20 protein-coding genes and 3 pseudogenes are annotated in these 25637 nt (G+C 60.0%); 4 read left to right on the top strand and 19 right to left on the bottom strand.

The window, feature by feature from the left end:
- Positions 1-150: 150 nt before the first annotated feature.
- The 16 genes and pseudogenes from AC1Z1G_RS01970 to hutC form a co-directional block, all read right to left on the bottom strand.
- Positions 151-948, bottom strand: a complete 798-nt coding sequence (locus tag AC1Z1G_RS01970) for a transporter substrate-binding domain-containing protein (protein ID WP_483624419.1) — start codon at positions 946-948, stop codon at positions 151-153.
- A gap of 209 nt (positions 949-1157) precedes the next feature.
- Positions 1158-3728, bottom strand: a complete 2571-nt coding sequence (gene mdoH, locus AC1Z1G_RS01965; RefSeq protein ID WP_483624417.1) for a glucans biosynthesis glucosyltransferase MdoH — start codon at positions 3726-3728, stop codon at positions 1158-1160.
- Positions 3721-5481, bottom strand: coding sequence for a glucan biosynthesis protein G (locus AC1Z1G_RS01960; RefSeq protein ID WP_483624415.1), 1761 nt, complete (start codon positions 5479-5481; stop codon positions 3721-3723). The genes mdoH and AC1Z1G_RS01960 overlap by 8 nt, the downstream gene beginning before the upstream one ends.
- Positions 5482-5838: 357 nt before the next feature.
- Positions 5839-6276 carry a D-aminoacyl-tRNA deacylase gene (dtd, locus tag AC1Z1G_RS01955; RefSeq protein WP_483624413.1) on the bottom strand — a complete coding sequence of 146 codons (438 nt, stop codon included), beginning with the start codon at positions 6274-6276 and terminating at the stop codon, positions 5839-5841.
- Positions 6273-7244: a prolyl aminopeptidase gene (gene pip, locus AC1Z1G_RS01950; RefSeq protein ID WP_483624411.1), complete on the bottom strand. Its 972-nt coding sequence runs from the start codon at positions 7242-7244 to the stop codon at positions 6273-6275. Before pip ends, dtd begins: the two co-directional genes overlap by 4 nt.
- 285 nt (positions 7245-7529) lie before the next feature.
- Positions 7530-8333: an N-formylglutamate deformylase gene (hutG, locus tag AC1Z1G_RS01945; RefSeq protein WP_483624409.1), complete on the bottom strand. Its 804-nt coding sequence runs from the start codon at positions 8331-8333 to the stop codon at positions 7530-7532.
- A gap of 10 nt (positions 8334-8343) precedes the next feature.
- The gene (gene hutI, locus AC1Z1G_RS01940) at positions 8344-9549 is read right to left on the bottom strand and encodes an imidazolonepropionase (protein ID WP_483624407.1); all 1206 of its coding nucleotides are present in this window, start codon (positions 9547-9549) and stop codon (positions 8344-8346) included.
- Between the two features lie 16 nt (positions 9550-9565).
- Positions 9566-10975 carry an amino acid permease gene (locus AC1Z1G_RS01935; protein ID WP_483624405.1) on the bottom strand — a complete coding sequence of 470 codons (1410 nt, stop codon included), beginning with the start codon at positions 10973-10975 and terminating at the stop codon, positions 9566-9568.
- A 296-nt stretch (positions 10976-11271) separates the two neighbouring features.
- On the bottom strand, positions 11272-12804 hold the full coding sequence (gene hutH, locus AC1Z1G_RS01930) for a histidine ammonia-lyase (RefSeq protein WP_483624403.1): 1533 nt from the start codon (positions 12802-12804) through the stop codon (positions 11272-11274).
- Positions 12805-13002: 198 nt separating this feature from the next.
- Positions 13003-13827: a quaternary amine ABC transporter ATP-binding protein gene (locus AC1Z1G_RS01925; protein ID WP_483624401.1), complete on the bottom strand. Its 825-nt coding sequence runs from the start codon at positions 13825-13827 to the stop codon at positions 13003-13005.
- The gene (locus AC1Z1G_RS01920; RefSeq protein ID WP_483624399.1) at positions 13824-14675 is read right to left on the bottom strand and encodes an ABC transporter permease; all 852 of its coding nucleotides are present in this window, start codon (positions 14673-14675) and stop codon (positions 13824-13826) included. The genes AC1Z1G_RS01925 and AC1Z1G_RS01920 overlap by 4 nt, the downstream gene beginning before the upstream one ends.
- Before the next feature lie 69 nt (positions 14676-14744).
- Positions 14745-14888 (bottom strand): annotated as a pseudogene (locus AC1Z1G_RS01915) (histidine ABC transporter substrate-binding protein); the annotation flags it as partial.
- 97 nt (positions 14889-14985) lie between these two features.
- On the bottom strand, positions 14986-16455 hold the full coding sequence (locus AC1Z1G_RS01910) for a purine-cytosine permease family protein (protein WP_483624397.1): 1470 nt from the start codon (positions 16453-16455) through the stop codon (positions 14986-14988).
- Positions 16456-16620: 165 nt separating this feature from the next.
- Complete coding sequence (hutU, locus tag AC1Z1G_RS01905; RefSeq protein WP_347903350.1) at positions 16621-18300, bottom strand: urocanate hydratase; 1680 nt, start codon at positions 18298-18300, stop codon at positions 16621-16623.
- A gap of 494 nt (positions 18301-18794) precedes the next feature.
- Entirely contained in the window at positions 18795-19370 is a 576-nt protein-coding gene (locus tag AC1Z1G_RS01900; protein WP_483624394.1) for a HutD/Ves family protein, read from the bottom strand.
- A 26-nt stretch (positions 19371-19396) separates the two neighbouring features.
- Positions 19397-20065 (bottom strand): histidine utilization repressor, encoded by a 669-nt coding sequence (gene hutC, locus AC1Z1G_RS01895; protein WP_347906118.1) that lies wholly within the window; start codon positions 20063-20065, stop codon positions 19397-19399.
- A gap of 187 nt (positions 20066-20252) precedes the next feature.
- Here hutC and AC1Z1G_RS01890 point away from each other — a divergent pair, with 187 nt between their 5' ends.
- Positions 20253-21617, top strand: a complete 1365-nt coding sequence (locus tag AC1Z1G_RS01890) for a formimidoylglutamate deiminase (protein ID WP_483624392.1) — start codon at positions 20253-20255, stop codon at positions 21615-21617.
- 121 nt (positions 21618-21738) lie between these two features.
- On the opposite strand, the gene AC1Z1G_RS01885 is transcribed toward AC1Z1G_RS01890, so the two are convergent.
- Both AC1Z1G_RS01885 and AC1Z1G_RS01880 read right to left on the bottom strand, forming a co-directional pair.
- On the bottom strand, positions 21739-22308 hold the full coding sequence (locus AC1Z1G_RS01885; protein WP_483624390.1) for a lipocalin family protein: 570 nt from the start codon (positions 22306-22308) through the stop codon (positions 21739-21741).
- A 31-nt stretch (positions 22309-22339) separates the two neighbouring features.
- Positions 22340-22594, bottom strand: coding sequence for an outer membrane protein assembly factor BamE domain-containing protein (locus AC1Z1G_RS01880; RefSeq protein WP_347903343.1), 255 nt, complete (start codon positions 22592-22594; stop codon positions 22340-22342).
- 283 nt (positions 22595-22877) lie between these two features.
- On the opposite strand from AC1Z1G_RS01880, the pseudogene AC1Z1G_RS01875 reads away from it, so the two are divergent.
- The 3 genes and pseudogenes from AC1Z1G_RS01875 to AC1Z1G_RS01865 all read left to right on the top strand — a co-directional run.
- A pseudogene (locus AC1Z1G_RS01875) lies at positions 22878-23912 on the top strand (HAMP domain-containing protein); the annotation flags it as partial.
- A 93-nt stretch (positions 23913-24005) separates the two neighbouring features.
- Entirely contained in the window at positions 24006-24770 is a 765-nt protein-coding gene (locus tag AC1Z1G_RS01870) for a methyl-accepting chemotaxis protein (protein ID WP_483627727.1), read from the top strand.
- A 128-nt stretch (positions 24771-24898) separates the two neighbouring features.
- Positions 24899-25018, top strand: a pseudogene (locus tag AC1Z1G_RS01865) (type II toxin-antitoxin system RelE/ParE family toxin); the annotation flags it as partial.
- Positions 25019-25031: 13 nt separating this feature from the next.
- Here AC1Z1G_RS01865 and AC1Z1G_RS01860 read toward each other — a convergent pair.
- Positions 25032-25634, bottom strand: a complete 603-nt coding sequence (locus tag AC1Z1G_RS01860; protein ID WP_483624388.1) for a DUF924 family protein — start codon at positions 25632-25634, stop codon at positions 25032-25034.
- Positions 25635-25637 lie beyond the last annotated feature (3 nt).

The following is a 25637-nucleotide window of genomic DNA, read 5'->3' as shown; positions in this document are numbered from 1 at the left end:
ATTCTATGTCGCCAGGGAGGCCGTCTTCGCGAGCAAGCCCGCTCCCACATTGGACCGAGTCGCTCGCTGAGCACGCGGTCAACTGTGGGAGCGGGCTTGCTCTCGAATGGGGCGGCGCGGTCTATCTGACCGAGCGCCGCCTGTCAGGCCTTATTCCATGTCCTTGAGCCAAGCGGTGTCTTTGAACCACTTGTCATGGATGCGATCGTAGGTGCCGTCTTCGTGGATCTGGTGCAGGAAGTTGTTGATGAAGTTGATGCTGTCGTAATCACCCTTCTTCAGACCAAAGGCCAGCGGCTCATAGGTGAACGGCTTGTCGAGGAACACCAGTTTGCCGTTGCCGACCTTGTTCACTGCCACGACGTTGTACGGCGCGTCGTAGATGAAAGCGTCAGCCTTGCCATTGACCACGTCAAGCACGGCTTCCTGCTCGTTGTCGTAGCCGTGGTACTTGGCTTTGGCGATCAGTTTCTTGGCGACCATCTCGCCGGTGGTGCCCAGCTTGGAGGTGATGCGGTACTCGGCGGTGTTCAGGTCTTTGTACGACTTGATGGTGCCTTCCAGCTCCTTGCGGATCAGCAGGGTCTGGCCGACCACAATGAAGGGTTCGCTGAAGTTCAGGCGCAGGTTGCGTTCCTGGGTCAGGGTCATGCCGCTACCGATCATGTCGAACTTGTCGGTCAGCAGGGCCGGGATGATGCCGTCGTAGCCGGTGGAAATCATCTCCAGCTTGACGCCCATGGCCTTGGCCATGGCTTTGAGGATATCGACTTCAAAACCGATGATCTCGCCGCGCTTGTTGGTCATTTCAAACGGCATATAGGTCGGGTCCATGCCGACTTTGAGCGTACCGCGCTTGACCGCGTCGTCGATGGCGCCAGCTTGCGCCGCGTTGACCGTCACCAGTGCCGTGACGCCGAGCAGCAGCATCGAGAGATACTTCTTCATCATCCAGTCCCCAACCTTATTTTATTGTGAGGCGAGCAAAATGCCGGTTTGCCTTGGAAAACCGACAGATACGGACAAAACGTTGTCCGGGCACACCAAGGAGGCAGCGATGCTAACGCACTCGGCCGTTTGCACAAGGGGTCGAACCGCAATTTGGCTGCCGATGATCAGGCAAAAAAAACCCCGCTGGGTCAGCGGGGGCTTTTTCATCAGGCGGGTAACGCCTGCACGACTGCCGGCCTGAGCGGCAACAACGGGGCGTGAGGATCGGCTTTCACCGAGGCTCGCCACGCGTCCAGCCATTCGGCGTGACCTTCATTCCAGACGTGCTCATGCAAGCGCCCCAAGGCCACCGGGTCACTCAACAGCGCCAGACGCTCGCCATTGTTGAGGCCCGCCGGGCCGACTTTCAACGCATGACGCACCCGCTCGGTACGCAGCCATTCGATGGGCTCCGCCTGACCATGGCGCGACGTCGCCAGAGCACACGCCAAGGCATTCTGCTGAGGGTCGACCACGGCCCGGATGAAGCCGTCGTTCAGCGCGTGCCAACGGTTTTCGTGGGTGTACTGGTCAGTCGCCAGCAAGGCCTGTGGCGGATTGTATTCCTCGGGAATCAGGAACAGGCTCTCGTCACGGGACTTGAGGCCCAGCTTCACGCGGCTGGAGATCACCGACACCGGTATCGACAGCATCAGCGACCCGACGATTGGCACCAGCCACCACAGGAAGCTCGGGTTCAGCCAGATCACCAGCAGGGCCCAGAAGAAGCCCAGCAGGGTTTGCGGACCGTGGCGCTTTACCGCCTCACTCCACGGCGTGGAATCGTCGTCACGTTGCGGCGAGTTCCAGGTCGCGGCCCAACCGAGGAACGCGGCGAGGACGAAACGGGTGTGGAAAATCATCCGCACCGGCGCCAGCAGCATGGAGAACAACATCTCCAGCAGCATCGACAAAGTCACCTTGAACTTGCCACCGAACTCTTTCGCGCCCTTGGCCCAGATCAGGATGATGCTCAGCAACTTCGGCAGGAACAGCAGCACGATGGTCGTCGAGAACAGCGCGATGGCCTTGTCCGGGTGCCATTGTGGCCACAGCGGATACAGCTGGCGCGGCTCCAGGAAGTACTGCGGCTCCATCAGCGTGTTGACCGCCAGCAACGCTGTCGACAGCACCAGGAAGAAGAACCACAACGGCGCCGACAGGTAAGACATCACGCCAGTCAGGAACACCGCACGGTGCACCGGGTGCATGCCCTTGACCAGGAACAGCCGGAAGTTCATCAGGTTGCCGTGGCACCAGCGACGGTCACGCTTGAGTTCATCCAGCAGGTTGGGCGGCAGTTCTTCGTAGCTGCCCGGCAGATCGTAGGCAATCCACACGCCCCAGCCGGCACGGCGCATCAGCGCCGCTTCAACGAAGTCGTGGGACAGAATCGCACCGGCAAACGCGCCTTTACCGGGCAACGGCGCCAGGGCGCAGTGCTCGATGAACGGCTTCATGCGGATGATCGCGTTGTGGCCCCAGTAGTGGGATTCGCCCAACTGCCAAAAGTGCAGGCCGGCGGTGAACAATGGACCGTACACACGGGTAGCGAACTGCTGCATGCGCGCATACAGCGTGTCCATGCCCGAGGCGCGTGGCGCGGTCTGGATGATCCCGGCGTCCGGCGTAGCTTCCATCAAGCGCACCAGACTGGTCAGGCATTCGCCGCTCATCACGCTGTCAGCGTCGAGCACGACCATGTACTTGTAGTCGCCACCCCAGCGACGGCAGAAGTCGTCGAGGTTGCCACTTTTGCGCTTAACGCGACGGCGACGGCGGCGATAGAAGATCTTGCCGAAGCCCTTGGCCTCACGGCAGACGTCCAGCCAGGCTTGCTGCTCGGCCACGCAGATGTCGGTGTCGTTACTGTCACTGAGGACGAAGAAATCGAAGCGATCCAGGTCGCCAGTGGCGGCAACCGACTCGAAGGTCGCACGCAAACCGGCGAACACCCGCGGTACGTCTTCGTTGCAGATCGGCATCACCAATGCGGTACGCGCGTCTTTCGGGATCGGCTCGTTGCCGGCGCTTTTACCGGAAATGCGGTACTTGTCGTGGCCGGTGAGCAACTCGAGGAAGCCCATCAGCGCCGTCCAGAAACCGGCCGAGACCCAGCAGAACAGAATCCCGAACAGAATCAGGATGCTGGTTTGCAGCGCATATGGCAGCACTTGCGTGGCGGTTTGCATCAAGGGCTGATGCAGGACTTCTTCAAGGTCGACGAACGCCCAGCCCTGGTACGGCATGATGCCTTTCATGTACCAGCCCGCGACGATGGTCTGGCCGAGCATCAGCACCAGCAGAATGTAGCGGCGGATCGAACCGACGGTGCGCCAGCGAGCAGCCGGCAGCACACGCTCATCCTTGGGCGGTGCCGGCGGATTGGTGCGACCGGTCAGGCGACGCCAGCCACGCACCAGAATGTTGGTGCGCCATGGCTCCGGCACGACCTTGGTCCGACGGATCGGCGGCGTGGCCTTGAGGCAAACCCGACCGCTGGCGTCGAGCACCAGCATTTCGGCTTCTTCCAGTTCCTCGGCGGAGTTGAGGGTCAGCCGGCGGCCAACCGAGGCCTGGGCGGCCTCGCCCGGTGCGTCGAATGTGGCAGACGACAGACGTTCATGCAGCTCGCTGAAGGACTTGCAACCCGCGAGTGTGGCGCGCTGCTCATCGGTCATCGGCAGATGAGCCAGGTACTCGTTGAGAGTCTCTGGCTGTGCGTGTGAATTACTCATCGGCAGGCAACTGGTAGCTCCAGGTCTCGGTCAAGACTTGTTCAGTTTTAACCGCTGACTCTAGTGTGGCTGGGGCTGCTTCGGCAGCGGCAGGCTGCTTGGCGTCTTTGTCTTTGGCTTCTTTTTCTTTCTTCTCGTGCTGTTTGGCGGCGACTTTTTCGGCCTTGGCCACGGAAGAGTTGGCCATCGGCGCCGAGGCCTTGACCGGCTCAGGCACAACGATGTCCTTGACCAGCGCGGCACGCATCTCGGTGGACTTGCTCGCGTCCTTGATCTTCATGCGCAAGGTCAGGCGCCAGCCCTGGGTTTCAGGGTTGTAGCGCACGCTGTTCTCGACCAGTTCGGCGTTGTCGCCAACACTCACCTGGCTGCGAACCGGTGCATTTTCCGGCAACGCCTTGAGGGACGGGCCTTCGAAGTCCACCAGGTAGGCAACGCTGCCATCCGGCTGACGGATCAGGTTGGACTGCTTCACGTCACCGGTGGATCGCAGGGTCTGCTCAACCCAGGCGCTGTCCGGCGAATGCAGGGCCGCTTCATCGGTGGTCCAGTGCAGGCGGTAAGCGAAGTCCAGCGGCTGGCCAGGCTCCGGCAGTTTTTCCGGGCTCCAGAAGGCAACGATGTTGTCGTTGGTTTCGTCGGCAGTCGGGATCTCTACGAGGTCGACGGTGCCTTTGCCCCAGTCGCCGCTTGGCTCGATCCAGGCGCTTGGGCGCTTGTCGTAGCGGTCGTCGAGGTCTTCGTAATGACTGAAGTCACGGCCACGTTGCAGCAAGCCGAAACCACGCGGGTTTTCAACGGAGAAGTTGCTCACGGCCAGGTGTTTCGGGTTGTTCAGTGGGCGCCAGATCCACTCGCCGTTACCGGCATGGATCGACAGGCCGCTGGAATCGTGCAGTTCGCGACGGTAGTTCAGGACTTTCGACGGCTGGTTGGCGCCGAACAGGAACATGCTGGTCAGCGGGGCAATGCCCAGTTTGCTGACTTTTTCACGCAGGAACATTTGCGCCTTGACGTCGACGATGGTGTCGCTGCCCGGACGCAGGGTCAGGCGATAGGCACCGGTGGCACGCGGCGAGTCGAGCAAGGCGAAGATCACCAGGTGCTTGTCGGTCGGCTTCGGTTGCTGGATCCAGAACTCGGTGAAGCGCGGGAACTCTTCGCCGGACGGCAGCGCGGTGTCGATGGCCAGGCCACGGGCGGACAAACCATAGGTGTGACCCTTGCCGATCACGCGGAAGTAACTCGCGCCCAGCATGGTCATGATTTCGTCTTGCTTGTCAGCCTTGTTGATCGGGTACAGCACACGGAAACCGGCGTAACCCAGTTGTTCGGTGGCTTTAGGATCGAACTTGACGTCGCCGAAATCGAAACGCGCCGGATCGTATTTGATCTCTTGCACGGCGTTGGCGGTGATTTCGTTGATTTTCACCGGCGTGTCGAAGTGCATCCCCTGGTGATAGAACGACAGCTTGAACGGAGACTTCTGATCGGCCCACTCGGCTTTTTCGGTCAGGAAACGAATCTTCTGATAGTCCGCGAATTTCATTTCACGGAATTCGTTCGGCAGATTGCTGCGCGGGGCTTCGTATTTCTGCCCGGCCATTTCTTTTGCCTTGGCCGACACATCATCCAGATTGAATGCCCAAAGCTGGCCGGCGCTGAGCAGGCAAAGCAGGGCAGAGCCCGTCACCAGTACGTTTCGCAACCGCTTGGCAGACAATCTTGGTGCATTACAGGGACTAACAATCACGAGCAACCCTCGCCGAAAACAGATCAAAAAACCAACGGCCAGACCAGGTGGCCCGTGTGGTTGGTTGTGTGAGCTTACTTGGGCGTCAGATCCAAAATAAGGCTCACAAAACCAACCGTACAGACCACTCATGCCAGGTTGGCGAGCATTGTTCCGACTCCGATGGGGCTAAATGATTCCCCAAACGGTTCCGAACAAGTCTCTACCTAAGTCAAAAATGGGCCAACGAACGCTGATCCCCGTAGCGCGGGATTATCTAGTAGCCTGCGTTACAACGCATCAGGGGTAACAAAGTATTTATCGCGAAAAACCCCTGTTTTTGACCGAAACACGCCTAAAAACTTGTTTCAGGCGCTTTCAGGTCTGTAACAGGAACGTCACAGGGCCATCATTGACCAAATGCACCTGCATGTCCGCGCCAAATCTCCCTGATGCCACAGTGCCATGTAACTGTTGCGCCTTGCCTAATAGATAGTCAAACAACTCCTCTCCCAGCGCAGGGGGTGCGGCGGTTGAAAAGCTGGGGCGCAAGCCGTTTTTGGTGTCCGCGGCGAGGGTGAACTGCGAAACCAGCAGCAAACCACCTCCGACGTCGGCCAAGGACAGGTTCATCTTGCCCTCGGCATCGCTGAATACCCGATAGTTAAGCAGCTTATGCAGCAGTTTGTCGGCGCTGGCCCGGGTGTCCGCAGGTTCGACCGCCACCAGCACCAGCAAACCCTGGTCTACCGCGCCCACAATCTCGCCAGCAACTTCGACACGCGCGCCGCGCACGCGCTGCAACAGGCCCTTCATGCTTCTTCGGGCGGCAGGTCAAGCAGGCGTCGAGCCATTTGGCTGGCCGCCCGGACCAGGGCATCGGTGATACCCGGCTCGGAGGCGGCGTGCCCGGCGTCGCGGATCACCTGCAATTCGCTGTTCGGCCAGGCCTGATGCAGTTCCCAGGCGTTGTCCAGCGGGCAGATCACGTCGTAGCGACCATGGACAATGATCCCTGGCAAATGGGCGATCTTGCCCATGTCGCGGATCAACTGGTTCGGCTCCAGGAAAGCGTTGTTGGTGAAGTAATGACATTCGATGCGGGCAATCGACAGCGCACGCTGCGGCTCGGAGAAGCGGTCGACCACCATCGGGTTCGGGCGCAGGGTCGCGGTGCGCCCTTCCCAGGTCGACCACGCCTTGGCCGCATGCATCTGGGCGATCTGGTCGTTGCCAATCAGGCGTTTGTGGAAAGCGCTGAGCAGGTCGTGGCGCTCATCCGCAGGGATTGGCGCGATGTAGTCCTGCCAGTAATCGGGAAACAGACGGCTGGCACCGGCCTGGTAGAACCACTCGATTTCCTGCGGACGACATAGAAAGATCCCACGCAGGATCAGACCGTGCACCCGCTCCGGGTGGGTTTGAGCGTAGGCCAGGGCCAGGGTCGACCCCCAGGAGCCGCCGAACAGCACCCATTTGTCGATGCCCAGATGCTGGCGAATCCGCTCAAGGTCGGCGACCAGATCCCAGGTGGTGTTGTTTTCCAGGCTGGCGTGCGGGGTCGAACGACCACAACCGCGCTGATCGAAGGTCACGATGCGGTACAGGTTCGGATCGAAGTAGCAGCGGCTCTGCGCATCACACCCGGCCCCCGGGCCGCCATGGATAAATACCACCGGCAAACCCTCCGGTGAACCGCTTTCGTCGACGTACAGCGTGTGCGTTTCATCGACGGCCAGATCGTGCCGAGCGTGGGGTTTGATCTGCGGGAACAAAGTCTGCATTGCGCGCTCCGTAAGGGGTCGAGGTCATCCCTGGGGGGACTTCTATTAGTCTGCCGTTGGGCATCATAAACCCGAATGGTGCAATGAGCATGTCCTTGGAGAAATCGGGGGGATCTCAGTGTTTCGTCGACCTAAGTCAACCATTGTGGCGAGGGCGCTTGCTCCCGCTCGGCTGCGCAGCAGTCGTAAAACAGACAGCAGCGCGCCATCAGGAAAAACACATTGGCCGGATTGCGACCGCTTCGCGCTCAAGCGGGAGCAAGCTCCCTCGCCACAGTTACCGCGTCAGGCTCCGTACTGCTTCTGCCCCCACGCCAACAGCGCTTGCAGCAATTGCTTGAGCACCACCTGGGTCGGTGCCGCCAGGTCAGGCCGGTAACGGAACGGCTCGAACTCTTCCATGTAAGTGCATTGCCCCAGTTCCAGTTGCACCGCGTGGATGTTTTCGGCCGGGTTGCCGTAATGACGGGTGATGTGGCCGCCCTTGAAACGCCCGTTGAGGACGTGACTGTAATCCGTGTGCTGCGCGCAGATGGCTTCCAGTTGGCTGGCCAATTGCGGATCACAACTGGCACCGTTGAAGGTGCCGAGGTTGAAGTCCGGCAGCTTGCCGTCGAACAGATGCGGGATCACCGAGCGGATCGAGTGCGCATCGAACAGCAAGGCATAACCGAACTCGGCTTTGAGGCGCGCCAGCTCCTGCTGCAAGGTGCTGTGGTACGGCGCCCAGATCTGCTCCAGATAAGTGGCACGCTCTTGCGCCGACGGCTCCAGCCCTTCACGAAACAACGGCACGCCGTCAAACAACGTCTTCGGGTACAGGCCGGTCGTCGCACCGACATACATCGGTTTGTCATCGGACGGACGGTTCAGGTCGATGACAAACCGCGAGTATTCGGCCGCCAGGGTGCTGGCGCCCAGCTCAGTGGCAAAGTCGTACAGCGTGGGAATATGCCAGTCGGTATCCGGCAGGCTTTGCGCCTCGGGGATCAAACCGGCTTCCACCACCGGCGTCAGGCGCAAACCCGCGTGAGGCATGCTGATCAGCAGCGGCACCCGGCCTTGTTTGAAGTTCAGAACCTTATCCACAACCGCTCTCCTATAAATCGACTTCAACGCCGTGACGCACGACGCGTTTTTCCAGGTCACCGCCCAGCCAGTACGAAAGGTCCGCTGGCCGATCAATCTGCCATGCCACGAAATCAGCGACTTTGCCGACTTCCAGCGAGCCATGGGTGTCGCCCATGCCCAGCGCCGTGGCCGCATGAATCGTTGCGCCGGCCAGAGCCTCTTCCGGGGTCATGCGGAAACAGGTGCAGGCCATGTTCAACATCAGCCGAACCGACAACGCCGGCGAGGTGCCGGGGTTGAGGTCACTGGCAATGGCGATTTTCACCCCGTGCTTGCGCAAGGCATCCATCGGCGGCAATTGGGTTTCACGCAGAAAGTAGAAAGCCCCCGGCAGCAACACGGCGACGGTGCCGGAGGCGGCCATGGCAATGGCGTCGTCTTCGGTCATGAACTCCAGATGATCGGCCGACAACGCGTGATAACGCGCCGCAAGGCTGGAGCCGTGCAACGACGACAACTGCTCGGCATGCAGTTTCACCGGCAAACCAAGCGTCTGCGCGGCCATGAACACCCGCTCGACCTGGGCAGGCGAGAACGCCAGGTATTCGCAGAACGCGTCCACCGCATCCACCAGGCCTTCGGCGGCCAGCGCCGGAAGCATGTCGGTGCAGATGTGTTCGATGTAATCGTCGGCGCGGTCGGCGTATTCCGGCGGCAAGGCGTGAGCAGCCAGGCAGGTGCTGCGCACACTGACCGGCAGTTCGGCACCTAGGCGACGAATCACCCGCAGGATTTTCCGCTCGCTGGTCAGGTCCAGGCCATAACCGGATTTCATCTCGATGCTGGTCACACCGTCACGCATCAGGCTTTTCAGGCGTTTTTTCGCACTGGCGAACAACTCGTCTTCAGTCGCTGCGCGGGTGGCGCGCACGGTGCTGGCAATGCCACCACCGGCCGCGGCAATGTCGGCGTAGCTCACGCCTTGCAAACGCTGTTCGAACTCGCCGCTGCGGTTGCCACCGAACACCGTGTGGGTGTGGCAATCAATCAGGCCCGGAGTGACCCAGGCCCCCGCGAGGTCATGCTGCTCGCGGTAATCGCCGGGCGGTAGTTCGCTGCGTGGGCCGATCCACTCAATGTGCGCTCCTGACGTCACGATGGCGGCATCCTCGATAATCGAGTAAGTGCCCTGCGCCATGCTTGCAACGTGGCAGTGTTGCCAGAGAGTTTTCATCCGTGGCCTCCGTAGGTTATTGATGAGTGAAAGAAGGGTCGCGTGCCACCTTCGCCGCCTGCCCTGCCGCCGGTTTGACCCAGGTCAGGTAGGCCAGCACCAACAGCACGATCCAGACCACACCGACGATCAGCGCTGCCTGAGTGTCCGGGAAGTAACCCAGCACGCCGAAGATAAACAGCATGAAGGCAATCGCCGCCATCGGCGCATACGGCCAGAACGGTACCGGGAACTTCAACTGCTTCACTTGTTCAGCGGTCATGGAGCGACGCATCGCCACTTGAGTGAACAAAATCATCAGCCAGACCCAAACGGTGGCGAAGGTCGCAATGGAGGCGATCAGCAGGAACACGTTTTCCGGGATCAGGTAGTTCAGCAACACGCCCAGCAGCAGCGCAACGCTCATTACCACCACGGTCATCCACGGCACCCCGTGACGCGACAACTGGGCAAAACCCTTCGGCGCATGACCTTGCTCGGCCAGGCCATACATCATGCGGCCCGCGCCGAAGATGTCACTGTTGATCGCCGAAACGGCGGCTGAAATCACCACGATGTTGAGGACGGTCGCCGCCGAGCTGATGCCCAGGCTGTCAAAGATCTGCACGAACGGGCTGCCCTGGGTACCGATCTGCTGCCATGGGAAAATCGACATCAGCACGAACAGGGTCAGCACGTAGAACAGCAGGATCCGCAGCGGCACGGCGTTGATTGCCTTGGGCAACACGCGTTGCGGGTCCTTGGCCTCACCTGCGGTAACGCCGATGATTTCAATGCCGCCAAAGGCAAACATCACCACGGCGAACGACGCGATCAAACCGCCGACACCGTTGGGCATGAAACCGCCCTGGGTCCAGAGGTTGCTGATGCTGGTCACCTGGGTGCTCGGTGCGCTGCTGATGCCGAACAGCATGATGCCGAAGCCGCCGAGGATCATGGCGACGATGGCCGCGACCTTGAGCAGGGACAGCCAGAACTCCATTTCACCGAAGACTTTGACGTTGCACAGGTTCAGGCCGCCGATCACCGAAACGATGCCGAGTACCCAGATCCAGCGCGCGACTTCGGGAAACCAGAAGCCCATGTAAATGCCGAATGCGGTGACATCGGCCAGGCCGACGATGACCATTTCAAAGGCATAGGTCCAACCGAGGATAAAACCTGCCATCGGCCCCAGGTAGGTGCTGGCGTATTGGCCGAAGGAACCTGCAACCGGGTTGTGCACCGCCATCTCGCCGAGGGCGCGCATGACCATGAACACCGCCGCGCCACCAATCAGGTACGCAAGCAGCACCGCAGGACCGGCCATCTGGATGGCCGAGGCAGAACCGTAGAACAGCCCGGTGCCGATCGCCGACCCCAGTGCCATGAAGCGAATATGTCGGGCAGAGAGCCCGCGTTTCAGAGTTTTTGCTGGCTGTTGCATTTCTCGTCCTTAATTGTTTTTGTCGGAGAATATTGATAAGGGATTAAGGGGTTTAACCAGGCCAGACATTTTCTGCATCAGCTAAATCCCCCCTCACCCTAACCCTCTCCCCAGAGGGGCGAGGGGACTGACCGAGAGTTGCTTGCGAGACGCTGCGACCTGGGATATCGAGTTGAATGAACCTCTCGAGAACAACGCAGATCGGCTCCCTTCCCCTCTCCCCCTTGGGGAGAGGGCTGGGGTGAGGGGTGGTTCTGGAGGGCGAAAAAATCTCAGCCCTGCCCCCCCTCAAGCCATCACAAACTCGGCAGCAACTTCGCCGTCACCAGCTCATTCAGGCAGCGCGAAGCCAGCAGTTCGCTTGCCGCGTTGATGTCCGGTGCGAAGAAACGGTCCTTCTCGTAGAACGGTACTTTGCCACGCAGGATGCCACGTGCCTTCTCCAGTTTCGACGAAGTTTTCAGACCGTCGCGCAGGTCCAGGCCCTGGCACGCGGCCAGCCACTCGACCGCCAGCACGCCGCGAGTGTTTTCGGCCATTTCCCACAGGCGCTTGCCAGCGGCAGGTGCCATGGAAACGTGGTCTTCCTGGTTAGCGGAGGTCGGCAGGCTGTCCACCGAATGAGGGTGAGCCAGTGCCTTGTTTTCGCTGGCCAGGGCGGCCGCCGTCACCTGGGCGATCATGAAGCCGGAGTTCACGCCACCGTTGGCCACCAGGAACGGCGGCAGTTGGGACATGTGCTTGTCCATCATCAACGAGATGCGGCGCTCGCTCAGGGAGCCGATTTCAGCGATAGCCAACGCCATGTTGTCGGCAGCCATGGCCACCGGCTCAGCGTGGAAGTTACCGCCGGAGATCACGTCGCCTTCTGCTGCGAACACCAACGGGTTGTCCGACACAGCGTTGGCTTCGATGGCCAGCACTTCAGCCGCCTGACGGAACTGAGTCAGGCAGGCGCCCATGACTTGTGGCTGGCAACGCAGGGAGTACGGGTCCTGGACCTTTTCGCAGTTCTGGTGCGAGTCGGACACTTCACTGCGCTCACCCAGCAGGTCGCGGTACGCAGCAGCGGCGTCGATCTGGCCTTTCTGGCCACGGGCCGCGTGGATGCGCGCATCGAACGGCGAGCGCGAACCCAGCACCGCTTCAACGGTCAGGCCGCCCAGTGCCAGCGCACCGGCGAACAGGTCTTCGCCTTCAAACAGGCCACGCAGCGCGTATGCCGTCGACACCTGAGTGCCGTTGAGCAGCGCCAGACCTTCTTTGGCGGCCAGGGTCAGCGGCGTCAGGCCGGCGACTTTCAGCGCGTCGGTCGCAGACAGCCATTCACCTTTGTAGCGAGCCTTGCCTTCACCCAGCAGGACCAGCGACATGTGGGCCAGAGGCGCCAGGTCACCGGAAGCACCGACCGAGCCTTTCAACGGGATGTGCGGGTACACCTCGGCGTTGATCAGGGCGATCAGCGCGTCGATCACCACCCGGCGAATGCCGGAGAAGCCACGGCTCAGGCTGTTGACCTTGAGCACCATGACCAGGCGCACCAGCGCGTCGCTGATCGGCTCGCCAACGCCCGCCGCGTGGGACAGCACCAGCGAGCGCTGGAGGTTTTCCAGGTCTTCGCTGGCAATGCGCGTCGAAGCCAGCAGGCCGAAACCGGTGTTGATGCCATAGGCGGTGCGGTTTTCCGCAAGGATCTGTTCCACGCAAGCAACGCTGGCTTCGATCTGGCGCGAGGCGCTGTCGTCCAGGCTCAGTTTGACCGGTTGCTGGTACACGGCACGCAGTTGGGCAAGGCTCAGTTGGCCAGGAACGAGGTTAAGTACAGTCACATTAATTCTCCTTTTGAGAGTTTTTTATCTGTTTATTTACAGGTGCCAACCAGTCGCTCCGGAGGTTTCCGTTGTCCGTCGCCGTCCGCATTTTTTTGAGCGAGAGGCGCCTTGGTACGCTGGCTTTTGTAGAAATCAGTACAGCTTCGGTGGAACGTTGTGCAGCAGTTTCGGGTCTTTCAAAATCATTCAATGCTCTTAAACCGTCGCCGCGCGACGCTGGACAAAACGGTCGACGTATTCATCGGCCGGCGAGTGGAGGATCTCTTTCGGCGTGCCGACCTGGATCAACCGCCCATCCTTGAGGATCGCGATGCGGTTGCCGATGCGCACGGCCTCATCAAGGTCGTGAGTGATAAACACGATGGTCTTGTGCAAGCTCTGTTGCAGCTCCAGCAATTGGTCCTGCATCTCGGCGCGGATCAGCGGGTCGAGGGCGCTGAAGGCTTCGTCCATCAAGATGATGTCGGTGTCCGCCGCCAACGCACGGGCCAGGCCGACACGCTGGCGCATACCGCCCGAGAGCTGATCCGGGTATTTGTTTTCGTAGCCTTTGAGGCCCACGGTGTTGATCCAGTGCTGCGCGCGCTCGGCACACACCTGCTTGCTCTCACCGCGCACGTTCAAACCGTAGGCGACGTTGTCCAGCACGTTCTTGTGGGGCAACAGGCCGAAGCTCTGGAACACCATGCTGATCTTGTGCCGACGAAATTCGCGCAGGGCCGGCATGTCGTATTGCAGGATATCCACGCCGTCCACCAGGATCACGCCGCTGGTCGGGTCGATCAGGCGGTTGAAGTGACGCACCAGGGTCGACTTGCCGGAACCCGACAGGCCCATGATCACGAAGCTCTCGCCGGTAGCGATGCTCAACGACAAGTCGTTTACGCCGATCACACAACCGGTCTCGGCCAGCACCTGATCCTTGCTCTTGTTCTGTCGGATCATGTTCAGCGCGTCGGCCGAACGGTTACCGAAAATCTTGAAGACGTTTTTGACTTCGATCTTGGCGGCGCTGTTCATTGGCTCACCTCGTGCCGTGGCCGACCGTAGGCCTGGGTAATGCGGTCGATGACCACGGCAAGAATCACAATCGCCAGACCGGCTTCAAGGCCACGCCCAACGTTAAGGGTCTGGATCCCCACCAGCACGTCTTCACCCAGACCACGGGCACCGATCATCGAGGCGATCACCACCATCGACAGGGCCATCATGGTCGTCTGGTTGATCCCGGCCATGATGCTCGGCAGGGCCAGCGGCAGTTGCACGCCAAACAGTTGCTGCCAACGGTTGGCCCCGAAGGCGTTGATGGCTTCCATCACTTCACGATCGACCTGGCGAATGCCCAGGTCGGTCAGGCGAATCAGCGGCGGCACGGCGTAGATCACCGTGGCGAAAATCGCCGGCACCTTGCCCAGACCGAACAGCATCAGCACCGGGATCAGGTACACGAAGCTCGGCATGGTTTGCATGATGTCGAGCAACGGCATCAGCACCGCACGCAGGCGATTGCTGCGCGCCGACAGAATGCCCAACGGAATGCCGATCAGCACCGAGATAACCGTCGCCACCATCATCAACGCCAACGTCTGCATCAGTTTCTCCCAGAGGCCGACAGCGCCCACCAGGAACAGCAAACCCACAATCACCACGGTCGTCAGCCACTTACGGGTAGCGTGCCAGGCAATGCCGGCGACGATCACCAGCATCAGCCACCACGGCGCCGCCCGCAGCAGGCCTTCGAGGTTGACGATGGCCCACAACAAAGTGTCGGAGATGTGGCGGAACACATCACCGTAGTTGGCGACCAACCCGTCAACCCAAACGTTGACCCGATCGGCAATGGAAAAGGTAAAGCTTTCGGGAAACATAAGAGACTCTCAATCAAGTGGATGCAGCGAACGTCCCGGCCCGCCTCTCGGTGAGCCGGGAGGTTCGACCTACAGTGCCGCGTTGATTTGCCTGACCGTGTCGGTCATGACCCACGCCTGCCAGGTCTCAGGATGTTCCTTCAGAATGATCTTCGCCAGTTCCCGCGAATCGATGCGCTCTGTGGTCATGCGTCCCCGTTTTTGATTGAGTAAACCGTTCGACAGGGTCTTGTTTGTGTTCATTACGTGACGCTTCCAATCAAGAGTTGGCGTGAGCCGGTCAAAAAGCACCCGACCCTGTCTGTTTCCGTCAGATCGCTGCAACGCGATCCGCACCACTGGCTATCACCCCTGAAACATCGCCCTGCTCCACTGGCAGGATCAGATGATCGGGTACTGCGCCATGCCACTTCTTCGCCGCCAGGTAATACATCGCGGCCGGCACTACCAGGCCGATGATCCACGAGATGTCGGTATCACCGAGGCTCGCGACCAGAGGGCCGGTGTAGAAGTGCGTGGAGATGAACGGCATTTGAATCAACACGCCGAACACGTAAATGCTGATGCCCATGATGTTCCAGCGGCCGTAGCGCCCCTCGGGGTTGGACAGGGCTGGAATGTCATAACGCTCTTTGGTGATGCAGTAGAAATCCACCAGGTTGATCGCGCTCCACGGCGTGAAGAACGCCAGCAGGAACAGGATGAACGCGGAGAACTCCTTGAGGAACGAGTCCTTGCCAAGCAAGGCCAGGGCTGCGGCCAGCGACACCATGATGAAGATGTACAGCAGGCGCACGCCGCTCCCGATATGCCGGCTGCCACGAAAGCCGCTGATGATGGTGGCTATCGACATGAAGCTGCCGTAGGCATTCAGCGTGGTCACGGTGACCTTGCCGAATGCGACCGCGAAGTACAGCAGCGCCGCGACGATCCCCGTGCCGCCCAGGCCGACGATGAACGACACCTCGTGGTGAGCGAACTGGGAACCGGCCAGGGCTGCGGCAAACACACCGAAGACCATCGACGCCTGTGCACCGATCACCGAACCCAGGCCCACGGCCCAGAAGGTTTTTGCCGCAGAGGTGCTGCGCGGCAGGTAACGCGAGTAGTCCGCCACGTAAGGGCCGAACGCGATCTGCCAGGAGGCCGACAGCGAAATCGCCAACAGGAAACTGCTCAGGGAAAAATGCTTGTTGCCCAGCAACGCACTGATGTCGTTACCGGCCAACAGTTTGTAAAACAGATAGATGAACGCCACCACGCCCAGCACGCTGGCGATCCGGCCGATGCCGTGGATCACCCGGTAACCGAAGATGGTGAAGACCATGATTGCACCTGCGAACAGCACAATGCCGACCCAGTCTTCGACGTGCAGCAACTGCGCTACCGCCTGCCCCGCCAGCAAGGACCCGCTGGCCGAAAACCCGATGTACATCAGGCACACCAGCACCAGCGGAATCACCGCCCCATACACGCCAAACTGCACGCGGCTGGAGATCATTTGCGGCAAGCCCAGTTGCGGACCTTGCGCAGCATGCAGCGCCATGACGCCACCGCCGAGCAATTGCCCGACCAGCAAACCGATCAACGACCAGAACACATCCCCACCGAGCACCACCGCCAGGGCACCGGTCACAATCGCGGTGATTTGCAGGTTGGCACCCAGCCACAGGGTGAACTGACTCAATAGACGACCGTGTCTCTCCGCTTCCGGGATGTAGTCGATCGAACGTTTCTCGATCAACGGTTTACTGCCTGCACGATCGTCATTAACAGCCATGATTCAACCTCTGTGGATTGTTCTTGGAGTGCTTTGTCAGAACCGCTTTATGTGGGAGCGGGCTTGCTCGCGAAGACGTCGGCACATCCAACATCAATGCTGACTGATCTACCGCATTCGCGAGCAAGCCCGCTCCCACACAAGCCCATTCCTACAAGTACTGATTTACTTACCGGTAATCATCGGCAGGTTCAGGCCTTGTTCCTTGGCGCAGTCGATTGCGATCTGGTAACCGGCATCGGCGTGACGCATAACGCCGGTCGCCGGGTCGTTGTGCAGAACGCGAGCGATACGCTCGGCCGCTTCGTCCGTACCGTCGCAGACAATCACCATGCCCGAGTGCTGGGAGAAGCCCATGCCGACGCCGCCGCCGTGGTGCAGGGAAACCCAGGTCGCGCCGCTCGCGGTGTTGAGCAAGGCGTTGAGCAATGGCCAGTCGGATACAGCGTCGGAACCGTCCTGCATGGATTCGGTTTCGCGGTTAGGGCTCGACACCGAACCGGAGTCCAGGTGGTCGCGGCCGATCACGATCGGTGCCGACAACTCGCCACTGCGCACCATTTCGTTGAACGCCAGACCCAGCTTGGCGCGCAGGCCCAGGCCAACCCAGCAGATACGGGCCGGCAGCCCCTGGAAGCTGATGCGCTCGCGCGCCATGTCCAGCCAGTTATGCAGGTGGGCGTCGTCCGGGATCAGTTCTTTGACCTTGGCGTCGGTTTTGTAGATGTCTTCAGCGTTGCCCGACAGTGCAGCCCAACGGAACGGGCCGATGCCACGGCAGAACAGCGGACGGATGTAAGCCGGTACGAAACCCGGGAAGTCGAATGCGTTCTCGACGCCTTCTTCCTGGGCCATCTGACGGATGTTGTTGCCGTAGTCGAAGGTCGGGATACCCATCTTCTGGAAGTCGAGCATGGCTTTAACGTGCACGGCCATCGATTGCTTGGCGGCTTTTACGACAGCAGCCGGCTCGGTCTTGGCGCGGGCGCGGTACTCTTCCCAGGTCCAGCCGGCTGGCAGGTAACCGTTGAGCGGATCGTGGGCGCTGGTCTGGTCGGTGACCATGTCCGGGCGCACGCCGCGCTTGACCAGTTCTGGCAGGATTTCAGCCGCGTTGCCCAGCAGCGCGATGGAAATCGCCTTGCCTTCCTTGGTGTACTTGGCGATACGCGCCAGGGCGTCGTCAAGGTCAGTGGCTTGCTCATCGACATAACGGCTGTTCAAACGGAAATCGATGCTCACTTGTTGGCATTCGATGTTCAGCGAGCACGCGCCAGCCAGGGTAGCTGCCAGTGGTTGAGCGCCACCCATGCCGCCCAGGCCTGCGGTCAGGACCCAGCGACCGGTGAGGTTGTCGTTGTAGTGCTGACGACCGGCCTCGACGAAGGTTTCGTAGGTGCCTTGAACGATGCCCTGGCTACCGATGTAGATCCAGCTGCCGGCGGTCATCTGGCCGTACATGGCCAGGCCCTTGGCGTCCAGTTCGTTGAAGTGTTCCCAGCTCGCCCAGTGTGGCACCAGGTTGGAGTTGGCAATCAGCACGCGTGGCGCATTGCTGTGAGTCTTGAACACGCCGACCGGTTTGCCGGATTGCACCAGCAGGGTTTCGTCGTCATTCAGGTTGGTCAGGCTCTCGACGATTTTGTCGTAGCACTCCCAGTTACGCGCTGCGCGACCGATACCGCCGTAAACCACCAGTTCTTTTGGGTTCTCGGCAACTTCCGGGTCGAGGTTGTTCATCAACATGCGCAGCGGCGCTTCGGTCAACCAGCTCTTGGCGGTCAGCTTGTTACCGCGTGCGGCACGGATTTCAACGTCACGAAACTTAGTAGGTTTATCAGTCACGAAAGGAACTCCTCAGCAATCAATCCAAACCAGCCCAGGCAGTGGGCGAGCAAGCCAGCAGGCAACAAATGCACACCGGCGAATCAGTGGACGATGGTCGAGTCTTCGTGACTCATACGCATACGTCTTTACTTGTACATACAAGCATATGCAATCAAGCGGCCAACTTGCTGAATGGCGGTTCAATAAAGTGCTGGATCTGGCTGAAAAGCCCTTGGGACAAGGGTTTGGCGGGGAGCCGTTTTTTTTGGCAGGATTTTTTCGAGGAGTGCCAGTTGTTACTTCAGAGTGGTTTTGCGCCACGCTGGGGTGTTCGGTAACAAATTGGTGCGCACAGGGAAACGGTGGCTGATTGATTTTTGTGGCGAGGGAGCTTGCTCCCGCTGGTCTGCGACGCAGACCCTAAGCCAGAGCAAGTGGTGTATCAGATAAAACGTGTTTGCCGGTTTTACGACTGCTGCGCAGCCGAACGGGAGCAAGCTCCCTCGCCACAGTTAACTGTGTGCTGTCAGCTCAATCACACAGCACTGGCCGCTGACGGAAACATCCAGCAGGCCGGTGTTACCGCTCAGTTGCAGGCAATCATGACAACCCAGTGCATGGGCCACGCTGCCATCGATCTGAACTTCAAGTGCGTCGGTCACGCTGAAAATCAGCAGCGTGCCCGCCGAACTGAAAAACCGTTGGGCCCCATCGACCCACTGCAACCGCGCCTGGTAACGGTTCGGCGCATAAATCAGGTTGAAGTCGCGAATCGAACCGCCCAGCAACGTGCAGGAAACGTGACTCTCGCCGCTGAACGCAAACGGGTTCAGCGGTAACAGTGGCTGCGTGTCGTGACCGTCGACGGTCAAGGTCATGCCATCGCCCTGCAGCACAGTGATGACCCGCTCATAACCGGCGAAGGTGGAGAACCCGCCCGACTCACCGATATCGGCGATCGACAGGCGCCAGCCAAACCCGTCCAGTCCTACACCGGCATCGCGGGTGATTTCTTCGGTGCTGCCGCCGCCGTTCTTCCACGGCATGCGCGGGTAATTCGCCGCGCGCAAAATGTTCAGCTGACTCATGGGTGCCTCTTATTATTTATGGCTCTTTATTTATGGAACCGCCCTTCCAGACGATGGCGGGAACCGGGGTGGATCAGGCGAGCCGCCGTCACCGGCTGACGGCCGGACCAGGTCCGACGGCGAATCAGCAGGCAGGGCTCGCCTTTTTCAATCTGCAGCAATTTGCATTCGGAAGGCTCGGCCAGAATCGCCTCGACCACGTGTTCGCCTTCGGTCAGCGGCGCGACCTGGTTCAGGTAGGCATAAGGCGTTTGCAACGTGAAGTCCTGCTTGAGGTACTCCGGCGCCACCAGTGCGTTGACGAAACGGTCCTCGATTTGCACCGGGATATCGTTTTCGTAATGCACGATCAGCGAATGGAAGACTCGCTGACCTTCACGCATGTCCAGCGCCAGGGCGCGCTCGGAACCGGCCGCTTCTTCTTCAAGGGTGATGACCGTGCACGTGTGACGATGGCCACGGGAGGCAATCTCGTCGGCAATGTTGTGCACTTCAAATAACGCAGACTGGCTCTTGGGTTCGGCGACGAATGTACCGACGCCCTGCATGCGCACCAACAGGCCGTCGGCAGTCATCTCGCGCAAGGCGCGGTTGATGGTCATGCGGCTGAAACCCAGTTGGCTGACCAGTTCGCTTTCCGACGGCACACGGTAGTGCGGCGGCCAGTTTCCACTGTCGATTTGCTGGGTGATCATCTGTTTGACGCGGGCGTACAAGGGCGCCGGACTGTCGCCCAGATTGGCAGCCAGCGTGGATACGGCAGGCGGAGTCGGCACGGGAATTCCTTGTTCATGGATGGAGGTGACTAGCTTGCCGGAGTTTACCGAGCAGGCAAACGTCTGTATATGTATATACAAATAACACACGATGGGGTGCTGAACCATGTCCGCCTTCTTTGCCGAACGCGCGCTACTGCCTAGTGGATGGGCCAACAATGTACGTCTCCAGGTCAGTGCCGATGGCCTGCTGACCCACATCCAGGCCGATGCGAGCGCTGAAGGCGCCGAACGGTTGAACGGGCCGCTGCTGCCGGGCATGCCGAATTTGCACTCGCATGCGTTCCAGCGCGCGATGGCTGGCTTGGCCGAAGTCGCCGGCAATCCGAACGACAGTTTCTGGACATGGCGCGATTTGATGTATCGCCTCGTCGGAAAAATCAGCCCGGAACAACTCGGGATTATCGCCCGCCAGCTGTACATCGAAATGCTCAAGGCCGGTTACACCTCGGTCGCGGAATTCCACTACGTGCACCACGACCACAACGGCCACCCTTATGCGGACCCGGCCGAGTTGTCGCTGCAAATCAGCCAGGCCGCCAGCACTTCCGGCATTGGCCTGACGTTGCTGCCGGTGCTCTACAGCCATTCCGGTTTTGGTGGCCTGGCGCCCAATGAAGGGCAACGCCGCTTCATCAACAGCACGGAAAACTACCTGAACCTGCAAGCACGCTTGCAGCCAATCCTGGCGCAACAACCGGCGCAGCAACTGGGCCTGTGTTTCCACTCATTGCGTGCAGTCACGCCCCAGCAAATCAGCGACGTGCTGGCGGCCAGCGACAAGCAATGCCCGGTGCACATCCACATCGCCGAACAGCAAAAGGAAGTCGACGACTGCCTGAGCTGGAGCGGTCGCCGTCCGTTGCAATGGCTGTATGAAAACACCGAGGTCGATCAGCGCTGGTGCCTGGTGCACGCGACCCACGCCAACCCGGAAGAAGTCACGTTGATGGCCAAGAGTCGCGCCATCGCCGGCCTGTGCCTGACCACCGAAGCCAACCTGGGCGACGGGATTTTCCCGGCGGTGGATTTCCTCGCTCAGGGCGGGCGCATGGGCATTGGTTCCGACAGCCATGTGTCGCTCAGTGTGGTGGAAGAATTGCGTTGGCTGGAATACGGCCAACGCCTGCGCGACCAGCGCCGCAACCGCTTGTATGGTGCCGATCAGCCGATGGTAGGCCGTACGCTGTACGACGCCGCACTCGACGGTGGCGCCCAGGCGCTGGGCCAGCCGATTGGCGCGCTGGAAGTCGGCAAACGCGCCGACTGGTTGGTGCTCGATGGCAACGACCCTTACCTGGCAACCGCCAGTGGCGACGGGATTCTCAATCGTTGGTTGTTTGCCGGCGGCGATCGCCAGGTACGCGATGTGCTGGTGAACGGCAAGTGGGTGGTGCGCAATGGGCATCACGCGGGCGAAGAAGACAGTAACCGCGCGTTCACCCAGGTGCTGCGCGACCTGCTCGGCTGACACCAAAAACCAATGTGGGAGCGGGCTTGCTCGCGAAGGGGCTATCAAATTCAACAAGGATGTTGACTGACAGGCCGCTTTCGCGAGCAAGCCCGCTCCCACATTTGATGTGCGCTAAACGTTATTTCGAGGTCTGGGCCATTTTGGTGTCCGACACCCGCCAGATCAGGCGTGTGGTGTCGTAGCCCTGCTGACGCGCCCTGCTCAGCAGTTCTTCGCGGGTATCGGCATTCACTTCCGGTTTACGCGACAGCAGCCAGAGGTAGCGTCGATTCGGGTGACCGACAATCGCGGTCTGGTAATCATCGCTGACATACAGCACCCAGTAATTGCCCTTGGTCACACCGGGCAGCAGTCGGGTAAACCAGTTATCGAAGTTCACCCACAGCTTGTCGAACTTGCCAGGCACCTGCGGCGTCGCCGTGCCCTTGGCCTCCTCCCATTTCCACTCAGGGGTCAGGCACCGGTTCAGCACCTCCATGTCACCATCAGTCCTTAAGGTGTAGTGGGCCTCGGATTGTGCGCAGTTACGCTGGAAGTACATCGGCATGCGTGCCAACTCGTACCATTTACCCTGGTAACGCTTGAGGTTGACGCTGTTGACCGTTTTCGGTGCCAGCGAATCATCGCCAGAAGTGGCGCAGCCGGCCAACAACAGACCGGCAAAAAGAGCTATTACAAACCGCATCATTATTCTTCTCCCGTGGGCGCGCAGCCCCGGTTTACTTCAGGCCTTGCCCGGAAAACATCAGCACTTTGTCACCGGCATACTGCACGCTGATAAAGCTGTTCTTGTTGCCCCAGGTGCAACTGGACATGCCCAGCGCGCCGGAACAGTCAGATGGACTGCCCAACAGCTTTTCGACGTCAGCCTTGGGCATGCCCGTCGAGATCTTTGAATAGTTTTCCTGGTTGATCTTGCTGCACGCGACCAACAGCACGCAGAACGACAACAGAGCGATAGATCGCAGCGACATGGTGTAACTCCTGGACGGAAGGGGAAGGCCTGGCTGCCAACCAGAAGCTTAGAAGAGAAAACCCTCATGTGGTTCCCGTGGACACGGGGTATTTCTTGAATGGCAAATATCGCCATTTCGCCCACAAATCAGCGACTTTACCGAGCCAACGGGCATTTCGTCGCTTTTCAACAAAGCCGCCTAATCTTTGGCGCTGGCCTGTCGACATAAGAGCAGCGCAAAGCCCTCTACTGTGGCAAATTGACGCCCCTCGTTGACCAGCCCCCTCGCGGTAGTTCACTTAATGACCAGAAACATGAAGTTCAGCCACAAGATCCTGCTTGCAGCCGCCCTTGTGGTCGCCGTTGCGTTCGCCTGTTTCATAGTGTTCAACGACTACCGCCAGCGCCAGACGCTGCGTAGCAGCACCGAAGCCTCAATGCAGGAACTGGGCAGCCTGACCACCAGCAACATCCAGACCTGGCTGGAAAGCCGCATTCAACTGCTGCAATCGCTGGCGCAACAAGTCGCCGTCGATGGCCCCGCGCTGGACAACCTCAAACGCACCGTGGGCCTGCCCGCTTACACCAGCAACTTCCAGCTGAGCTACTTTGGTGGCGCCGACGGTGTGATGTTCTCGGTGCCGGCCGGCAACCGCGCCGCCGACTATGACCCACGCGCCCGTGGCTGGTACAAAGCCGCCAACAGCGCACAGCAGACCATCGTCACCGAACCGTACATCGCTGCGTCCTCGGGCAAACTGGTAATCACCGTCGCCACCCCGGTGCAGCATCGCAACCAGATGATCGGCGTCGCCGGCGCAGACATCGACCTGACAAACGTCAGCGCGATCATCAACTCGCTGAATTTCGGCGGCCACGGCCACGCGTTCATCGTCAGCAGCGAGGGCAAGATCCTGATCCACCCGGACAGCAAGTTGGTGCTCAAAAGCCTCGCCGAAGCCTTTCCAAACGGTGCGCCAAACGTCAGCCCGGGCATGAAAGAAGTCGAGGCGAACGGCAAGACTCAGTTCATCTCCTTCACCCATGTCAACGGTGTGCCGTCGGCCGACTGGTACGTAGCGCTGGTGCTCGACCAGGACACCGCGTTCTCGATGCTCAGTGAGTTCCGTACCTCGGCCATCATCGCCATGGCGATCGCGGTGGTGATCATCATCAGCCTGCTCGGCATGCTGATCAGCGTACTGATGCAACCGCTGCTGACCATGGGCCGCGCCATGCAGGACATCGCCGAAGGTGAAGGCGACCTGACCAAACGCCTGGTCATCCACAACCATGACGAATTCGGTGCGCTGGGCACCGCGTTCAACCGTTTCGTGGAGCGCATCCATACCTCGATCCGCGAAGTGGCCTCCGCCACCGGTCAGGTCAACGAAGTCGCCTTGCGGGTGGTCAGCGCCTCCAACTCGTCGATGTTCAATTCCGACCAGCAAGCCTCACGCACCAGCAGCGTGGCAGCAGCAATCAACCAGCTCGGCGCTGCCGCCCAGGAAATCGCCCAGAACGCGGCGCTCGCCTCTCAGCACTCCAGCGATGCTCGCAACCTGGCCGAAGACGGTCAGCACGTGGTGGAAAAAACCATCACGGCGATGCAGCAACTGTCGGCCAAAATCAGCGACTCGTGCGCCAACATCGAAACGCTCAACAGCAACACGGTGAACATCGGCCAGATTCTGGAGGTGATCACCAGCATCTCGCAACAGACCAACCTGCTGGCCCTCAACGCGGCCATTGAAGCAGCCCGCGCGGGTGAAGCCGGGCGCGGTTTCGCGGTGGTGGCTGACGAAGTGCGCAACCTCGCTCACCGCACCCAGGATTCGGCGCAGCAAGTGCAGAAAATGATCGAAGAACTGCAAGTCGGTGCCCGCGCAGCGGTGGCGATCATGACGGACAGTCAGCGCCAGAGTGAAGGCAGCGTCGGCATTGCCAACCAGGCCGGTGAACGCCTGGGCAGCGTGACCCAGCGCATCGGCGAAATCGACGGCATGAACCAGTCCGTCGCCGCCGCGACCGAAGAACAGACGTCTGTGGTCGAATCGCTCAACATCGACATCACCGAAATCAACACGCTGAACCAGGAAGGCGTTGAGAACCTGCAATCGACCTTGCGCGCGTGTGCCGACCTTGAACAACAGGCAGCGCGGTTGAAGCAGTTGGTCGGTAGCTTCCGAATCTAAACCCAGCAGCTCACTTCAGGTGCGGCCGTCTGATGCAACAGACGAAGGACTGAATTAAGACTAAATTCAGTCCTGCCTCACCCACAGGAGATCAAACCCATGAGGCTTTCCTCCCAAGTCAAACCCACGGGATGAACCGGATCATTTATGAGGTTCGAGACAAAAGGGTCTACATCCACATCATTGCCAATATGCGGAAGAATCTACCCACATTGCTGATGAAGCGGTTGCTGCAACGGAATCCGTAAACATACAGTGCGATTAGAATCGCGACCCTGGCCCGCTCAAAAACGCCAACTCTTCAGGCGTACTCTCACGCCCAAGAATCTCGTTGCGATGGGGAAACCGTCCAAACCGGGCGATGATTTTCTGATGCCGCTCGGCGTAATCCAGATTATCGGCAAACACCGCCCGATCCGCCTCCGGCTGCTGATCCAGCAAGTCGGCAAAGCGCGAGATGGCTTCGTTCTGCACCGCCAGATTTTCGCAATTCTCGAACACCAGGTAGATGAAGACGCGCTGGATCGGCGGCAGTTGCCGGTCGAAATCCGCGGCAATACCTTGAGCCACCAACGCTTGAGCACGCAGGTCGCCTGCAAAGGATTTTGGGGTCTGGCGAAAGATCATTCGTGGTAACTGATCGAGCAACAACACCAGGGCCAGCCAACCTTCGGGACGTTGCGTCCACTCGGTCAATCCGCCGGCCAGTGCCTGTTCCACCAAGCCCCCGAAACGCGTGCGCGCTTCGAGGTCCTGGCTGTCACGCTTACCGAACCATAACTTGCCCTTCTGCGCCGCCACTTCATCAGGGTTGTCGGCTGAACCGAACCACCACTCAAGCAACGGCTGCCAGGGCGCGGTCATGGT

Source organism: Pseudomonas sp. JL27(2026) (assembly GCF_056933555.1).
This window is presented reverse-complemented; position numbering and strand designations above follow the sequence as displayed.

What these genes read in the sequence shown, in the direction of transcription:
- AC1Z1G_RS01970 (WP_483624419.1), bottom strand. Translation starts at nt 948, where the DNA reads ATGAAGAAGTATCTCTCGATGCTGCTGCTCGGCGTCACGGCACTGGTG.
- mdoH (WP_483624417.1), bottom strand. Translation starts at nt 3,728, where the DNA reads ATGAGTAATTCACACGCACAGCCAGAGACTCTCAACGAGTACCTGGCT.
- dtd (WP_483624413.1), bottom strand. Translation starts at nt 6,276, where the DNA reads ATGAAGGGCCTGTTGCAGCGCGTGCGCGGCGCGCGTGTCGAAGTTGCT.
- pip (WP_483624411.1), bottom strand. Translation starts at nt 7,244, where the DNA reads ATGCAGACTTTGTTCCCGCAGATCAAACCCCACGCTCGGCACGATCTG.
- hutI (WP_483624407.1), bottom strand. Translation starts at nt 9,549, where the DNA reads ATGAAAACTCTCTGGCAACACTGCCACGTTGCAAGCATGGCGCAGGGC.
- AC1Z1G_RS01935 (WP_483624405.1), bottom strand. Translation starts at nt 10,975, where the DNA reads ATGCAACAGCCAGCAAAAACTCTGAAACGCGGGCTCTCTGCCCGACAT.
- AC1Z1G_RS01925 (WP_483624401.1), bottom strand. Translation starts at nt 13,827, where the DNA reads ATGAACAGCGCCGCCAAGATCGAAGTCAAAAACGTCTTCAAGATTTTC.
- AC1Z1G_RS01920 (WP_483624399.1), bottom strand. Translation starts at nt 14,675, where the DNA reads ATGTTTCCCGAAAGCTTTACCTTTTCCATTGCCGATCGGGTCAACGTT.
- AC1Z1G_RS01910 (WP_483624397.1), bottom strand. Translation starts at nt 16,455, where the DNA reads ATGGCTGTTAATGACGATCGTGCAGGCAGTAAACCGTTGATCGAGAAA.
- AC1Z1G_RS01900 (WP_483624394.1), bottom strand. Translation starts at nt 19,370, where the DNA reads ATGAGTCAGCTGAACATTTTGCGCGCGGCGAATTACCCGCGCATGCCG.
- hutC (WP_347906118.1), bottom strand. Translation starts at nt 20,065, where the DNA reads ATGATCACCCAGCAAATCGACAGTGGAAACTGGCCGCCGCACTACCGT.
- AC1Z1G_RS01890 (WP_483624392.1), top strand. Translation starts at nt 20,253, where the DNA reads ATGTCCGCCTTCTTTGCCGAACGCGCGCTACTGCCTAGTGGATGGGCC.
- AC1Z1G_RS01885 (WP_483624390.1), bottom strand. Translation starts at nt 22,308, where the DNA reads ATGATGCGGTTTGTAATAGCTCTTTTTGCCGGTCTGTTGTTGGCCGGC.
- AC1Z1G_RS01880 (WP_347903343.1), bottom strand. Translation starts at nt 22,594, where the DNA reads ATGTCGCTGCGATCTATCGCTCTGTTGTCGTTCTGCGTGCTGTTGGTC.
- AC1Z1G_RS01870 (WP_483627727.1), top strand. Translation starts at nt 24,006, where the DNA reads ATGTTCAATTCCGACCAGCAAGCCTCACGCACCAGCAGCGTGGCAGCA.
- AC1Z1G_RS01860 (WP_483624388.1), bottom strand. Translation starts at nt 25,634, where the DNA reads ATGACCGCGCCCTGGCAGCCGTTGCTTGAGTGGTGGTTCGGTTCAGCC.